The sequence below is a fragment of the Variovorax fucosicus genome, from assembly GCF_030316825.1.
GTDB classification, from domain to species: Bacteria; Pseudomonadota; Gammaproteobacteria; order Burkholderiales; family Burkholderiaceae_C; genus Variovorax; species Variovorax fucosicus.
On sequence record NZ_JASZYU010000003.1, the window covers coordinates 303436 to 316908 of the forward strand.

The following is a 13473-nucleotide window of genomic DNA, read 5'->3' on the forward strand; positions in this document are numbered from 1 at the left end:
GGGGTATGAGCGCTCGGCTTGACGCTCAACTCCAATGCGGCAAATGAGCACCGCCTGTGGAGCCCGAGTTGCCAGCCCAGCAGAACTAAATCCACCCACCAGCACGCCCATCCATCCGTCGCCACAATCAAGCCAATGAGTTCCCGCTTCTTCAAGATGGCCCTGTTGCTGGGCTTGCTTTCCGCCATCGGCCCGTTCGCAATCGACATGTACCTGCCGGCTTTGCCGGAAATCGGACAAAGCCTGGGGGCCGGCATCGGTGCGGTGCAGATGAGCCTTACTGCTTTCTTCCTCTCGCTCGGCGCCGGCCAGCTGTTGTACGGGCCGGTGTCGGACATGGTGGGGCGCAAGCCGCCGCTTTACTTCGGCCTGGTGTTGTTCGCGCTGGCCAGCGTCGGTTGTGCGCTGGCGACCGACGTGCAGACGCTGATCGCGCTGCGCTTCGTGCAGGGGTTGGGCGCTGCGGCCGGCATGGCGATTCCGCGTGCGGTGGTGCGCGACCTGCACACCGGCACCGACGCGGCGCGGCTGATGTCGCTGCTGATGCTGGTGTTCAGCATCTCGCCGATCCTGGCGCCGCTGGCGGGCAGCGGGGTGATCGCCCTGGCCGGCTGGCGCGGCGTGTTCTGGGCCGTGACGCTGGCGGCCATTGCCGGGCTCGTGATGATGTTCGCGTCGCTGCAGGAAACGCGGCTGCCGGCGCAGCGGGTCGACAGCGGCCTGCGCAGTGCGCTGGCCGGCTACTGGCTGCTACTGCGCGACGGGCACTACCTCGGGCTGGTGTTCATCGGCGCGTTCGCGATGGCCGGCTTCTTCACCTACCTGGCCAACTCGTCGTTCGTGCTGATCGACCATTACGGACTGTCGCCCACGATGTACAGCGTGGCATTCGGCGTCAACGCGGCGGCGTTCTTTGCTGCTGCGCAGCTCACCGGCACGCTGGGCGAACGCTACGGGCTGGTGCGGCTGGTGCAGTTCGGCGTGCTGGCCAGCGGCGTGGTGATGCTGGCCATGCTCGCCTACTACGCGATGGGCGGTGACCGCCTGGCGGTGCTGATCGTGCTGTACTTCATTGCCAGCGGTTTCATGGGCCTGGTGATTCCGACCACCGGCGTGCTCGCGCTTGAGCAGCACGGTGCCATCGCCGGCACCGCATCGGCGCTGATGGGCACGCTGCAGATGCTCACCGGTGCGCTGATGATGGCGCTGGTGGGCCTGTTCACCGACGGGCGGCCGTTGCCGATGGTGGTCGGCATGGCGGCCGGCGCGCTAGTGGCGCTGGTGCTGACCTGGTTCACGCTCGGCGGCCGGCGCGCAGAGCCGTCGCTGGCGCGCTAGGCTCACGGCAGAACAAGCAGAACATGGCGCCTCCTTCTTCCGTACTTCCCGTGGCCGTTGATGGCCTGCCGTGGCCGGCACGCGGCCGTGCGATGGCGGTCATCATCCTCGGCATCACGGTGGCGGTGCTCGACGGCACCATCGTCAACCTCGCGCTGCCCGGCATCGCGCGCGAGCTGCAGGCCACCGCCTCGCACTCGATCTGGGTGGTCAATGCCTACCAGATCGCCACGCTGGTGATGCTGCTGCCGCTGGCCACGCTGGGCGACATCGTCGGCTACCGGCGCATCTACATCGCAGGCATCGCGCTGTTCACGGTGGCCTCGCTCGGCGCCACCTTCTCCAACTCACTCGGCACGCTGATCGCGGCACGTGCGCTGCAGGGGTTGGGCGCGGCCGGCATCATGAGCGTCAACTCGGCGCTGGTGCGGCTGATCTATCCGAGGGCGCAGCTCGGGCGCGGCATGGCCCTCAATTCGATGGTGGTCGCCACCTCGGCGGTGGCGGGGCCGTCGATGGCAGCGGCGATCCTGTCGGTCGCGTCGTGGCCCTGGCTGTTCGCGCTCAATGTGCCGCTGGGCATCGTCGTGCTGGCGCTGGCCACACGCTCACTGCCGGCCAACAGCGCGCCGCCGCCGGCCGGGGCACGGTTCTCGCTCGTCGACGTGGTGCTCAACATCCTGATGTTCTCGCTGATCTTCGTGGGCGTCGACCGGCTCGGCGTGCGCGAGGAGCAGCAGGCCGCGCAGGGCGCGTCGCCACTGGCCTGGGGCCTGCTGCTGGCCGGCATCGCGGTCGGCTTTGTGTTCATCCGGCGGCAACGCAAGCTGGCACTGCCGCTGTTCCCGGTCGATCTGCTGCGCATTCCGGTGTTCGCGCTGTCGATGGGCACCTCGGTCGCGGCCTTCGCGGCGCAGATGCTGTCGTACATCGCGCTGCCGTTCCTGCTGCTCGACACCTATGGCCGCAGCCACATCGAGGCCGGCCTGCTGATCACCGCCTGGCCGCTGGCCATCGTGGTGATGGCGCCGGTGGCGGGGCGGCTGATCGGCCGCTACCCGGACGGGCTGCTCGGCGGCATCGGCCTCGGCCTGCTGGCCAGCGGGCTGGCGCTGCTGGCGGCCTTGCCCCCGCATCCGGCCAATGCCGACATCGTCTGGCGCATGGCGTTGTGCGGGCTCGGCTTCGGCTTGTTCCAGTCACCCAACAACCACACGATCGTGACCGCGCCGCCGGCGCACCGCAGCGGCGCTGCGAGCGGCATGCTGGGCACCGCGCGGCTCACCGGCCAGACCGCGGGCGCGGTGATGGTGGCGGCGGTGTTCAGCGTCTGGAGTCCGTTGAGCGGCAAGGGCCCGGTCATCGCGCTGGTGCTGGCGGCCTGCTGCGCCGGCGCGGCCGCGGTGTTCAGCACGTTGCGCCTCCGGACGACGGCACCCGCGGTGCCGCAGCACCGTGCGTGAGGTGCCCGACACCATCGCCTGCGAAGGCTGCGATGCCGTGTACCAGCGCGCACCGCTGCAGCCACGCGACGTGGCGCGCTGCCCGCGCTGCGGTTCCGAGCTCGAGCGCCATGCCGGCAACCAGCGCCGCCGCATCCTGCCGCTGACGGTGGCCAGCCTGATCATGTTCGCCATTGCCAACCTGTTTCCGATCGTCGAAATCGAGTTGCAGGGCCTGCGCAGCCAGACCACGCTGGCCGGTGCGGTGATGGCGCTGATGGCCGAGGGCATGTCGGTGGTGGCCATGCTGGTGCTGGCCACGACGCTGCTGTTTCCGCTGCTGCAGCTCTGCATCCTGGTGTGGCTGCTGGTGCCGCTGGCGCGCGAGCGGCAGGCGCCCGGCTTCGCCTGGCTGGTGCGGGCCATGCAGTCGCTGCGGCCGTGGGGAATGATCGAGGTGTTCCTGCTCGGCGTGCTGGTCGCGATCGTCAAGCTGTCGAGCATGGCCACGGTGGTGGCCGGGCCGGCGCTCTATGCCTTCATGGCGCTCACGGTGTTGCTGACGTCGGTGCTGTCGTTCGATCCGCGCGGCTTCTGGGAACTGGTGTTCCAGCGGCAGGAAGGCGCATGATCCCCCACGGCCACCACGAAGACGCCCCGGTGCCGACCGTGGCCGGCCTCGGCCTGCTGGCCTGCCACCATTGCGGCACGGTGTGGGCGCAGGCAGAGGAGGGCGCCGCCTGCGGCCGCTGCGGCACGCACCTGCAGCGCCGCAAGCCCGATAGCCTCAACCGCACCTGGGCGCTGCTGGTCGCGGCCTGCCTGATGTACATACCGGCCAACCTGCTGCCGGTGATGATCACCAAGACGCTGTTCGGCACGCAGAACGACACCATCCTGAGCGGCGTCATCTACTTCTGGGTGTCGGGCGCCTACGGGCTGGCTGCGATCGTGTTCGTCGCGAGTTTCCTGGTGCCGCTGTTCAAGCTCACCGCACTCATGCTGCTGCTGATCACGGCGCAGCGCCGCACCGCTTGGCGCCGCCCCGAGCGGGCCAGGCTCTATCACATCATCGAGATCATCGGCCGCTGGTCGATGCTCGATGTGTTCGTCGTGTCGCTGCTCACCGGGCTGGTGCAGATCCAGGGCTTTGCGGTGATCACGGCCGGCGTCGGCATCGCGGCCTTCGGTGCGGTGGTGGTGCTGACCATGCTGGCGTCGATCAGTTTCGACCCGCGGCTCACCTGGGACGACAGGCCGGTAACACCAGCCGGTGACAATGAAGTCGAAAAGAAGAAAACCGCAACCGCATGAGTGAACAAACGACGCCACCTCCGCCACCCGAACCGGGCGCACCGCCCGCACCGAAGGTGGTGCGCCGGCGCGACTGGCTGCCCTCGCTGATCTGGCTGATCCCGATCGTGGCCGCGCTGGTCGGCATGACGCTGGTTGCGCGCATCCTGATGCAGCGCGGCCCCGAGATCGTGCTCACCTTCAAGACTGCCGAAGGCCTGGAGGCCGGCAAGACCGCCGTCAAGTACAAGGACGTGCAGATCGGCATCGTGCAGTCGCTGCGGCTTGCGCGCGACCGTTCGCACGTGCGCGTGACCGTGCAGCTCACCAAGGAAGCCGACGGCTTCACCGCCAGCGACACGCGCTACTGGGTGGTGCGGCCGCGGCTCGACACCTCGGGTATTTCTGGCCTTGGCACGCTGCTGTCGGGCGCCTACATCGGCGCCGATGCCGGCACTTCGGAAGACAGCGCGAGCGAGTTCACTGGCCTCGAGGTGCCGCCGATCGTCACGCGCGACGCCTCCGGCCAGCAGTACCTGCTGCGCGCCGCCGACATCGGCTCGCTCGACGTCGGCTCGCCGGTGTATTTCCGCCGCATCAAGGTCGGGCAGGTCGCGGCCTACGAGCTCGATGCCGACGGGCGCGGCGTGACGCTGCGGGTGTTCGTCAACGCGCCGTACGACAAGTTCGTCGGCGTCAACACACGCTTCTGGCATGCCAGCGGGCTCGATGCGTCGATCACCGCCAGCGGCGTGAAGCTGCGCACCCAGTCGCTCGCCACCATCCTGCTCGGCGGTATCGCATTCCAGGCGCCCGAAGGCGAGATGGGCCCGGTCGCCAAGGAAAACACCGCGTACGCGCTGGCAGAGGACGAGTCGCTCGCCATGAAGGCGCCGGACGGGCCTTCGCAGCCCATGCTGATGTACTTCAACGAGTCGCTGCGTGGCCTCGCGCCGGGTGCGGCGGTCGACTTCCGCGGCGTGGTGATCGGCGAGGTCAAGTCGATCGGCGTCGAGTTCGACCGGACCGAGCGCGAGTTCCGCATGCCGGTGTTGGTGCAGATCTACCCCGACCGGCTGCGCCGCCCGGCGGGCGAGACGGCGCCCGAATCGCGCTACTCGCAGGAGCAGCGCCTGCAGTTCCTGATCGGCAAGGGCCTGCGCGCCCAGTTGCGCAACGGCAACCTGCTGACCGGCCAGATGTATGTGGCGCTCGACTTCTTTCCGAAGGCGCGGCCGGTCAAGGTCGACGTGTCGAAGACGCCGGTCGAGCTGCCGACGATCCCGGGCAGCCTGGAAGACTTGCAGACGCAGGTGCAGGAGATCGCGACCAAGGTCAACAAGATTCCGTTCGAGGAACTGGGCAAGGACATGCGTGTTTCGCTCGCCACGCTCAACAAGACGCTCACGGGTGCCGAGCAGCTGGCGAAGACGCTGAACAACGATGTATCGCCCGAAATCACGGCGGCCTTGAAGGACGTGCGCAAGACCGTCGACAGCGCCAACCGCACGCTGTCGGACGATTCGCCGTTGCAGCAGGACGTGCGCCAGACCTTGCAGGAACTCACCCGGGCCGCCGGTTCGATGCGCGTGCTGACCGACTACCTTGAGCGCCACCCCGAGTCGCTGCTGCGCGGCAAACCGGACGACAAGAAGAAATGAAGTTCATCACCACCACCGCCTTCTGTGCGGCCATGGGCATGCTGGTACTGGCCGGCTGTGCGAGCCCGCCGACGCGCTACTACACGCTGGCCGCTCCGGTGTCGGCGGTGGCGCCGCCGGCTGCGCCGCCTGCCGCAGCCGCGCCGCTGTGGATCGAGCTCGCACCGCTGGGCATGCCCGAGCGGCTGGCGCGGCCGCAACTCGTGGTGCGCCCGGCCGGTGACGGCAGCCGGGCGGAGGTGGAGATTCTGGAGCAGCACCGCTGGGCTTCGTCGTTCGAGAACGAATTGCGCGATGCGTTGGCCAGCGGTATCGCTGCACGCCTGGGCGCGCTCGACGGCACCCGCGGGGGCCGGCCGGCCGCGGCGCCGGTCACGCGCATCGCGGTGCAGGTGCGGCAGTTCGACGCGGTCGAGGGTGGCAAGGTCGAGGCCGACCTGGGCTGGACACTGCGGCGCGCAGAGCAACCGCGTTCGATGGTGTGCCGCATCACCCTCAGCGAGCCGGTCGCCGGCACAGGCATCGATGCCGTCGCGCAGGGCGCGCAGCGGCTCACGGCCAATGCCTCGGCGGCCATCGCGCGCAGCGTGGCCGCGCTGCAGCAGAATCCGGACGCGGCCTGTCCGATTTAAGCAATCTGCGCCGCCAGCGCCCGTGCGACGGGCGTTGATTGCTATTAATTCGATAGCGTGTCGGCATGATCGGGATCGGCAAGGCGCCCTGCGACAACACGCTGATCCAGCATGCTGCCCCGGCGACGCCTTGCCCTGAGGGCTCCAAGCGCTGGGTGCTGGCCGCCGCGATCATCGGCTCCAGCATGGCTTTCATCGACGGCACGGTGGTCAACGTGGCGCTGCCGGCGATCCAGCGCGATCTGCATGCAACCGCCTTCCAGGCGCAGTGGGTGGTGGAGTCGTATGCGCTGTTTCTCGCAGCGCTGCTGCTGGTCGGCGGTTCGCTCGGCGACCACTTCGGGCGGCGGCGCGTTTTTGCGGCCGGCGTTGCGCTGTTCGCGCTGGCGTCGGCCGGCTGCGCACTCGCCACCGAGGTGCAGCACCTGATCGCGGCGCGAGCAGTGCAGGGCGTCGGCGCGGCGTTGCTGGTGCCGGGCAGCCTGGCGCTGATCAGCGCGGCCTTTCCGGAGAAGGAGCGCGGCAAGGCGATCGGCACCTGGTCGGGCTTCAGCGGCATCACGGCCGCGATCGGGCCGGTGCTGGGCGGCTGGCTGGTCGACCACTATTCGTGGATCTGGGCCTTCCTGGTGAATGTGCCGATGGCCTTGCTGGTGCTGGGCATCGTCTGGCGCCATGTGCCGGAAAGCCATGGCCCCGACACATCGAGCCCGCTCGACTGGCCCGGCGCCGTGCTGGCGACGCTGGCGCTCGGCGGCATCGTCTATGCCTTCATCGAAGCGCCGACGCAGGGCTGGGGCGCTCCGCTCGTGGCGGGCGCACTGGTGCTCGGCCTGGTGGCCGGCGCGGCCTTCGTGGCCGTGGAGCGGCGCAGCCGGGCGCCGATGCTGCCGCTCGGCCTGTTCCGCCTGGCGAACTTCGGCGCGGCCAACCTGCTGACCTTGCTGCTCTACGCGGCGCTGGGCGGGGGGCTCTACTTTCTGCCGCTGAACCTGATCCAGGTGCAGGGCTACTCGGCGACCGTGGCCGGTGCGGCGCTGCTGCCGTTCATCCTGCTCATGTTCCTGCTCTCGGGCTGGGCGGGCCAGCTGGTCGACCGGTTCGGGCCGCGGCTGCCACTGGTGATCGGGCCGGCGATCGCCGGCGTCGGCTTCGCGCTGCTGGCGCTGCCGGGTTTGCAGGTCAACTACTGGACGGGGTTTCTGCCGGGCGTGCTGGTGCTCGGTTTCGGCATGACCGTGACCGTGGCGCCGCTCACCACCACGGTCATGAACGCGGTCGGGCCGGAGCTGGCCGGCACGGCCTCGGGCGTCAACAACGCGGTGTCGCGGGCGGCGGCGGTGCTGGCGATCGCGGTGTTCGGCGTGGTCATGGCCTGGGCCTTCGATGCGCGGCTGGCCGAAGGCTTGCAGGCGGTTGGCGCAACCCCCGAGACCATCGGCTACCTGCAGGCCCGGCGCAGCCAGCTGGCCGGCATCGAATTGCCGCCGGGCACCGAGGCGGCGACGGCGGCGCAACTGCGGCAGGTGGTGCAAGGCGCCTTCGTGGCGGGCTTTCGCTGGATCATGGGCATCAGCGCGGTATTGGCGCTGCTGAGCGCACTCAGCGCCTGGTGGTGGATACGCCGCGCAGGCCCGCCGCGCTCTTAAAACGATAGCAGCCCGGCTACAATCGGGGGTTCGCCGCTTGGAATCTCGCCAATCGGCCCCAACTCCCCCGCATGAACGCATCCCACACCACCGCCGCGCACATGACGAACCTGGTCACGCTCGCCGAACTGCTCGAGCGACTGGAGCACAGCGCCGTGCCGGTCGCTGCCGATCAGTACCGCTCGGTGGTGACGCACCTGGTGCACGAGTTCAACGACGTCACGCCGGATCCGGCGTTGGGCGTGCTGCTCGACACCCACCCGGCTGCGGCCGAGTTGTACGAAAACCTGAATTACCAGCACGCGGGCCTCTGCCGCAGCGGGCTGGACATGGCGCTTGGCGCTGAATTGAAAGCCAGGGAAGCCATTGCCCGCGCAATGCGCCCCCTGAACCCGGGAGCCATGAATGGCCAAAGCTGATACGAAGACTGCCGTGGTCGAAGGCGGCCTGCGCTACAAATCCAAGCCTTCGGGCTCGCCCTATGCCGAGGTTTCGTCCTTCGGCGGCAGCACCATGTCGTGCTACATGTGCGGCAAGCACCGTGCACGCGCCTCGCTGCAGATGAAGCGCCTGCTCGGCAAGTCGCAGGCGGTGTGCTCGCCCTCGTGCAAGGCGCTGGACGAAGCCAACAAGGCCTGATCCGTCCGCCAACCCGCAAAAAGCCGCTGCCAGCGGCTTTTTTCATGTCCTCGTTTGCAGGGGCAGACAAGCCGCTGGCGGCTGCCTAAAGTGGCCGCATGCACGCGTTGCCGCACTACCCGTTTCGTCGCCCGCGCGAGCTCGACGGCGGGCCGGCGCCGCGCCATTCCGTGGTGGTGGTCGGCGGCGGGCTGACCGGGCTCACGCTCGCGCTCGACCTGGCGCGCCGCGGCGTACCTGTGCTGCTGCTGGACGACGACGACACCGTGGGCGTGCGCGGGCTGGCTTCGCGCGGCATCTGCTGGGCGCAGCGCACGCTCGACATCTTCGAGCGCCTCGGCGTGGCGCCGCGCATCGTGGCCAAGGGCGTGCGCTGGAACGTCGGCCGCGTGCTCTGCGCCGACCTGCCGGTAACCTCGTTCACGCTGCAGGATCAACCCGACCTGCGCCACAACGGCTTCGCCAACCTTCAGCAGTACTACGTGGAGCAGTACCTGGTCGAGGCGCTGCAGGCCGAGCCTCTGGCCGACCTGCGCTGGCGCAGCGAAGTCACCGGTTTGGCGCAACGCGATGACCACGTCGAACTGACCGTGCACACGCCCGCGGGCGATTACGCGCTGGAAGCCGACTGGCTGGTCGCCTGCGACGGCGCCTTCAGCCCTTGCCGCGCGCTGATGGGCCTGGCGCCGAAGGTGCACGACCGCACCGAAGACCGCTGGATCATCATCGACGTGACGGTGAAGGACTGCACCTGGGCCGAAGAGCGCTGGACCTGGCTCGACGCCAGCGGCAACAACGGCCGCGCAGTATGGCGCCACAAGATGGCCGACGACACCTGGCGGCTCGATTTCCAGTTGCGCGAGGACGAAGATCCGCACGCAGCCGCCACGCCCGAGGCGATGCGTCGGCGCGTGCAGGCGCTGCTGGGCGACGAGCTCGACTTCGACGTGGCCTGGTCAGGCGCCTGGGCCTATCGCCACGAATGCCTGGAGTCGATGCGCCACGGGCACGCGCTGTTCGCGGGCGACGCCGCGCATCTGGTGGCGCCGTTCGGCGCGCGGGGCGGTAACGGCGGCGTGCAGGACGCCGACAACCTCGGCTGGAAGCTCGCGCTGGTGCTGCAGCAGCCGGGTGCGGATGTCGACCTGCTGCTCGACAGCTATTCGCAGGAGCGCCGCGAAGGCGCGCTCGAAAACATCCGGCAGGCGCGGCGCTCGTCGCGCTTCGTCTATCCGCGTGGCCAGGCTTCGGTGCAGCTGTGGCGCGACGCGATCATGGCGCTGGCGCCCACGCTGCCGTGGGCCGCGCGGCTCATCAACACCGGCCGGCTGTCGGCGCCCAGCGTGTACCGCAACTCGCCGTTGATCGAGGGCGCGGACGCCGGCACCGCCTTGCCCGACGTGCTGCTCGACGCGGGCGGCGGGCAAAGCCTGCACCGCCTGCTCGGCCCCTGGTTCACCTTGCTGGTGTTCGGCGACAGCGCACCTCAGGCGTTGCAGCATCCGCTGCTGCAGGTGGTGGCGGTCGGCCCGCACTGCGACACCTCCGGCCGCGCCGCGCTGCTGCGCCAGCTCGGCGTTGATGCCGGCGGTGGCGAGGCCTGGCTCATCCGGCCCGATCAGCATCTGGCGGCACGCCGCGCCGATGCGGGTTCGTTCGATCTGCAACAGGCGCTTGCGCCGTATTCCGATGCCCTGCACCCAACAACAGCTTGACGACCTGCTCGAATCGCTGATCGCGCTCACGCATGGACTGCCGCCCGAGCAGCAGAACGCACTGCTCGCCCAACTGGTGCTGGTGCTGGCCGCGAAGCTCGACGACGCGGCCGCGGTCGAAAGCGCCATCGCCCAGGTCGCGCAGCTCGCCGGCCGTCCGCTCGACCGCGCGCTGCCCTGACTTCCCCGGCCGATCGAGGGCAGGCTGTTGCCGCCTCAGACCAGTCTTGTGATCGCCTTCTTGCGCCACACCAGCCGGTAGTAGGCGGTCTGCAGGGCCAGCATCGCCACGAACGCGGCCGGGTAGGCTACCCAGATGCCATTGAGGCCGATGCGGTGGCTGGCGAACCAGGCCACCGGCACCTCGACGAAGGCGATGCAGAAGATCGCGATGGCCGTCGGCATCAGCACCGAGCCGCTGGCCCGCATGATCCCCGAGAGCACCGAGGCCATGCCGAACACGACGGTGCCCCACAGCATGATGTGCAGCAGCGTCTGCGCGAGCTCGATCACCGGCTCGCTGGTGATGAAGAGCGCCATCAGGTGGCGTGAGAACAGGTAGCCGAGCAGCACCAGCCCGCCGGTCAGCACCAGGTTCATCATCAGGCCGGTGCGCGCGATGGCACCGAGCTTGTCGGCACGGCCCGCACCGATCGCCTGCGCGCCGAGGATCGACGCGGTGATCGCGATCGAAATAGCCGGGAACTGCACATAGGCCACCACCTGGTTGACCGCGCCGTAGGCCGCCGTGGCATTCGAGCCGTAGCTGTTCACCAGCGAGAGCAGCGCCACTTCGGCCAGCGAGATCACGATCATCTGCACGCCGGTCGGCACGCCGACCTTCAGCACCGTCTTGAGGATCTTCGGATCGATGCGCAAGTGCCGCGCAAACTCGGCATCGGGCGCAAGCGGGCTCTTGCGGGCGCGCAGCCGAAAGCCAAGCCAGGTGGTCGCCACCACGAACGACACGACCGTCGCCGCCGCGCCGCTCGCCACGCCGAGCTTGGGCAAACCACCCCAACCCTGGATCAGCGCCGGTGTCAGCACCAGTCCGATGCAGGTGGAGATAAGCAGCGTGAAAAGCGGCGTGACCGTGTCGCCCACGCCGCGCAGCATGGCCGTCGACAGCAGGAACACGAACAAGCCCGGCATCGCGATCAGCATGATGCGGGCGTAGCGCGTCGCGTCGGCCAGGATGTCGGGCGGCGTGCCGAGCGCGGCGAGCAACGGCGTGGTGAAGGCGCCGCCGAACACCGCCACCAGCAGGCCGAAAGCAATGCCGACCGAGAGCGTGGTGCCGGCCACGACCTTGACCTTGGCCGTATCGCGTGCGCCCCAGGCCTGGCCGATCAGCACCGACGCGCCCGCGCCCAGGCCGATGGTGAAGGCGATGAAGAAGAACATCACCGGAAAGAAGCTCGACACCGCCGCCAGCGCGCCGACGCCGATCATCTGGCCGACGTAGACGTTGTTCAGCGTGCCCGAGAGTGACTGCAGGATGTTGCTGACCAGCATCGGCGCCAGGAACACCAGGAAGGTCTTCCAGAGCGGACGGCCTGGCACCTCGCCACGGCCGCGCGGCGGCTCGGCGATTTTTCCGGCAACGCGCGGGTCGACGGGCTCGAGTTCATCGCGGCGCTTCATGCGGCTTCGCCCCAGGCGGCGGCCGAGAGTTTGTTCAGATGCGTTCGCACATCGTCCGGCCAGTCGGCAACGAGCGTGTCGAAGCGTTCGTGTTGACCGGCAAACAGGGCCCGCGAGGCTTCCTCGAAGCCCGGCAGGTGGCCCGCGATGGCGCTCATGAAGCGGTAGGTGGCTTCGCGCGAGGCACGCACCGTGTCGCGGTCGGCATGCACGCGGCGCGCATCTTCGACCAGCTTGCGCAGCGCGACCGAGGCGCCGCCGGGCTGGCGATTCAGCCAGTCCCAATGGCGCGGGAGCAGGGTGACCTCGCGCGGCACCACGCCCAGCTTGGGCCGGCCGACCGCGCGGGCAGAGGGCTCGGCGGCGTTGTCGGCGGCCGCAGCAGGCGCGTTGTCGCGCAGATCGAGATCGAGGGGTTCACCGGTGGCGTCATCGAAGACGAACACCGGCATCGTGTCGGCGCGATGCCGCAGTTGTGTGATGACCTCGGCGCGCGTTCCGGCGGCAATGCGCTGGAAATCTGCAAAGGCGGTGAGGGTGGGGGAAGCGGGTTCGATCAGCATGCGCCGAATTTTACCCGGGCAAAACATGAAATTCAATCTACCCGGGTAAAAATAGATGCGACCTGGATTCAGTCGGTGCGCCTGCGCAACACGCGCCACCAGCGTCGCGCGGCCGCCTTGAGTGCGCGCACCGCGCGCCAGGGCGCACTTTGGCGCACGGCGGTCAGCACGCTGTCCTTCCAGTCTTTCCAGCGCGGATACCAGCGCGCGAACAGCGGAATCTGCATCAGCGCGGGCAGCGTGAGCTGAAACAGCCGCGCCACCACCGCGGTGCCCGCGAGCTTGGCGCCGATCAGCAGCACCAGGCCGCTGGTGTAGTGGCCGCGGCCAAACAGGTAGAGCGCCAACAGCTTGACCGGAAACAGCGCAACCACCGGCGCAAAGAACAGCAGCAGCGCGCCCCAGGGCGGCAACCCGGCCACCTTGCGTTCGAGCTGCGCCCACAGCGGCAACCGCCCAAGCTGCGCCGCCAGGGCCGCCAGGGGTGCCCAGCCCCATTCCTCGAACAGCAACACCGGCACCAGCAGGGCAGTGAGCACGGCGCGCAGCAAGCTGCGCAGCGGCGGGCGGGGCGCGGGTTTCATGGGTGCAGCTTAGCCGCGCCGCAGGCTGCGGATTCGGGCCCGACATGGGTCCCCCGTCAAGCGCGCCGGAGGCTCGGAATTGCTCCGTTGCGTTATCGCAACCAAAATTGTTGCGATCGTTAACAACGTCACAGTTAGAGGGACACGTTTGTTAACGATTGCCAGTCGTCAGACAACAATGCGCCTCGCGTCGCGCGGTATGCGTTTCTTGCATATTGCACTCCATCGAGACTTTCCCTGAGCTGCTCTGAATGACTTTCTCCACGCCTGCGTTTCTCCGGCCCCGCTCACACCGTTTTGCACTTGAAAGTCG

The 13473-nt window shown here is 68.8% G+C and carries 14 protein-coding genes; 11 read left to right on the forward strand and 3 right to left on the reverse strand.

Annotated elements, in window-relative coordinates; translation table 11 throughout:
- Positions 1 to 156 precede the first annotated feature (156 nt).
- From QTI05_RS19055 to QTI05_RS19105, 11 genes are all read left to right on the forward strand, one after another.
- Positions 157 to 1338 (forward strand): multidrug effflux MFS transporter, encoded by a 1182-nt coding sequence (locus QTI05_RS19055; RefSeq protein ID WP_286621104.1) that lies wholly within the window; start codon positions 157 to 159, stop codon positions 1336 to 1338.
- Positions 1339 to 1361: 23 nt separating this feature from the next.
- Positions 1362 to 2801 carry an MFS transporter gene (locus QTI05_RS19060; RefSeq protein ID WP_286620261.1) on the forward strand — a complete coding sequence of 480 codons (1440 nt, stop codon included), beginning with the start codon at positions 1362 to 1364 and terminating at the stop codon, positions 2799 to 2801.
- Positions 2794 to 3411, forward strand: coding sequence for a paraquat-inducible protein A (locus tag QTI05_RS19065; RefSeq protein WP_286544169.1), 618 nt, complete (start codon positions 2794 to 2796; stop codon positions 3409 to 3411). Before QTI05_RS19060 ends, QTI05_RS19065 begins: the two co-directional genes overlap by 8 nt.
- Positions 3408 to 4094, forward strand: a complete 687-nt coding sequence (locus QTI05_RS19070) for a paraquat-inducible protein A (protein WP_286620262.1) — start codon at positions 3408 to 3410, stop codon at positions 4092 to 4094. The genes QTI05_RS19065 and QTI05_RS19070 overlap by 4 nt, the downstream gene beginning before the upstream one ends.
- Entirely contained in the window at positions 4091 to 5734 is a 1644-nt protein-coding gene (locus QTI05_RS19075; protein ID WP_286620264.1) for a PqiB family protein, read from the forward strand. Before QTI05_RS19070 ends, QTI05_RS19075 begins: the two co-directional genes overlap by 4 nt.
- Positions 5731 to 6366: a PqiC family protein gene (locus QTI05_RS19080; RefSeq protein WP_286544176.1), complete on the forward strand. Its 636-nt coding sequence runs from the start codon at positions 5731 to 5733 to the stop codon at positions 6364 to 6366. The genes QTI05_RS19075 and QTI05_RS19080 overlap by 4 nt, the downstream gene beginning before the upstream one ends.
- Positions 6367 to 6431: 65 nt before the next feature.
- On the forward strand, positions 6432 to 8015 hold the full coding sequence (locus tag QTI05_RS19085) for an MFS transporter (protein WP_286620265.1): 1584 nt from the start codon (positions 6432 to 6434) through the stop codon (positions 8013 to 8015).
- 71 nt (positions 8016 to 8086) lie between these two features.
- Positions 8087 to 8434, forward strand: a complete 348-nt coding sequence (locus tag QTI05_RS19090; RefSeq protein WP_286544180.1) for a hypothetical protein — start codon at positions 8087 to 8089, stop codon at positions 8432 to 8434.
- Positions 8421 to 8654 (forward strand): hypothetical protein, encoded by a 234-nt coding sequence (locus QTI05_RS19095; RefSeq protein ID WP_286544181.1) that lies wholly within the window; start codon positions 8421 to 8423, stop codon positions 8652 to 8654. The genes QTI05_RS19090 and QTI05_RS19095 overlap by 14 nt, the downstream gene beginning before the upstream one ends.
- A gap of 98 nt (positions 8655 to 8752) precedes the next feature.
- On the forward strand, positions 8753 to 10369 hold the full coding sequence (locus QTI05_RS19100) for an FAD-dependent oxidoreductase (protein ID WP_286620267.1): 1617 nt from the start codon (positions 8753 to 8755) through the stop codon (positions 10367 to 10369).
- On the forward strand, positions 10344 to 10550 hold the full coding sequence (locus QTI05_RS19105; protein WP_286620268.1) for a DUF2783 domain-containing protein: 207 nt from the start codon (positions 10344 to 10346) through the stop codon (positions 10548 to 10550). The genes QTI05_RS19100 and QTI05_RS19105 overlap by 26 nt, the downstream gene beginning before the upstream one ends.
- Positions 10551 to 10585: 35 nt before the next feature.
- Here the strand turns inward: QTI05_RS19105 and QTI05_RS19110 are convergent, their stop codons facing one another.
- The 3 genes from QTI05_RS19110 to QTI05_RS19120 all read right to left on the reverse strand — a co-directional run bounded on the left by QTI05_RS19110 (position 10586) and on the right by QTI05_RS19120 (position 13160).
- The gene (locus tag QTI05_RS19110; RefSeq protein ID WP_286545420.1) at positions 10586 to 11884 is read right to left on the reverse strand and encodes an MATE family efflux transporter; all 1299 of its coding nucleotides are present in this window, start codon (positions 11882 to 11884) and stop codon (positions 10586 to 10588) included.
- 125 nt (positions 11885 to 12009) lie between these two features.
- Positions 12010 to 12576, reverse strand: coding sequence for a DUF2239 family protein (locus QTI05_RS19115; protein ID WP_286620270.1), 567 nt, complete (start codon positions 12574 to 12576; stop codon positions 12010 to 12012).
- A gap of 68 nt (positions 12577 to 12644) precedes the next feature.
- On the reverse strand, positions 12645 to 13160 hold the full coding sequence (locus tag QTI05_RS19120) for a hypothetical protein (RefSeq protein ID WP_286620272.1): 516 nt from the start codon (positions 13158 to 13160) through the stop codon (positions 12645 to 12647).
- Positions 13161 to 13473 lie beyond the last annotated feature (313 nt).

Bases quoted from the DNA above. Each gene is read 5' to 3' on its own strand.
- QTI05_RS19075 (WP_286620264.1), top strand. From the start codon at position 4,091: ATGAGTGAACAAACGACGCCACCTCCGCCACCCGAACCGGGCGCACCG.
- QTI05_RS19085 (WP_286620265.1), top strand. From the start codon at position 6,432: ATGATCGGGATCGGCAAGGCGCCCTGCGACAACACGCTGATCCAGCAT.
- QTI05_RS19090 (WP_286544180.1), top strand. From the start codon at position 8,087: ATGAACGCATCCCACACCACCGCCGCGCACATGACGAACCTGGTCACG.
- QTI05_RS19100 (WP_286620267.1), top strand. From the start codon at position 8,753: ATGCACGCGTTGCCGCACTACCCGTTTCGTCGCCCGCGCGAGCTCGAC.
- QTI05_RS19110 (WP_286545420.1), bottom strand. From the start codon at position 11,884: ATGCTGGTCAGCAACATCCTGCAGTCACTCTCGGGCACGCTGAACAAC.
- QTI05_RS19060 (WP_286620261.1), top strand. From the start codon at position 1,362: ATGGCGCCTCCTTCTTCCGTACTTCCCGTGGCCGTTGATGGCCTGCCG.
- QTI05_RS19115 (WP_286620270.1), bottom strand. From the start codon at position 12,576: ATGCTGATCGAACCCGCTTCCCCCACCCTCACCGCCTTTGCAGATTTC.
- QTI05_RS19080 (WP_286544176.1), top strand. From the start codon at position 5,731: ATGAAGTTCATCACCACCACCGCCTTCTGTGCGGCCATGGGCATGCTG.
- QTI05_RS19105 (WP_286620268.1), top strand. From the start codon at position 10,344: ATGCCCTGCACCCAACAACAGCTTGACGACCTGCTCGAATCGCTGATC.
- QTI05_RS19070 (WP_286620262.1), top strand. From the start codon at position 3,408: ATGATCCCCCACGGCCACCACGAAGACGCCCCGGTGCCGACCGTGGCC.
- QTI05_RS19095 (WP_286544181.1), top strand. From the start codon at position 8,421: ATGGCCAAAGCTGATACGAAGACTGCCGTGGTCGAAGGCGGCCTGCGC.
- QTI05_RS19120 (WP_286620272.1), bottom strand. From the start codon at position 13,160: ATGAAACCCGCGCCCCGCCCGCCGCTGCGCAGCTTGCTGCGCGCCGTG.
- QTI05_RS19055 (WP_286621104.1), top strand. From the start codon at position 157: ATGGCCCTGTTGCTGGGCTTGCTTTCCGCCATCGGCCCGTTCGCAATC.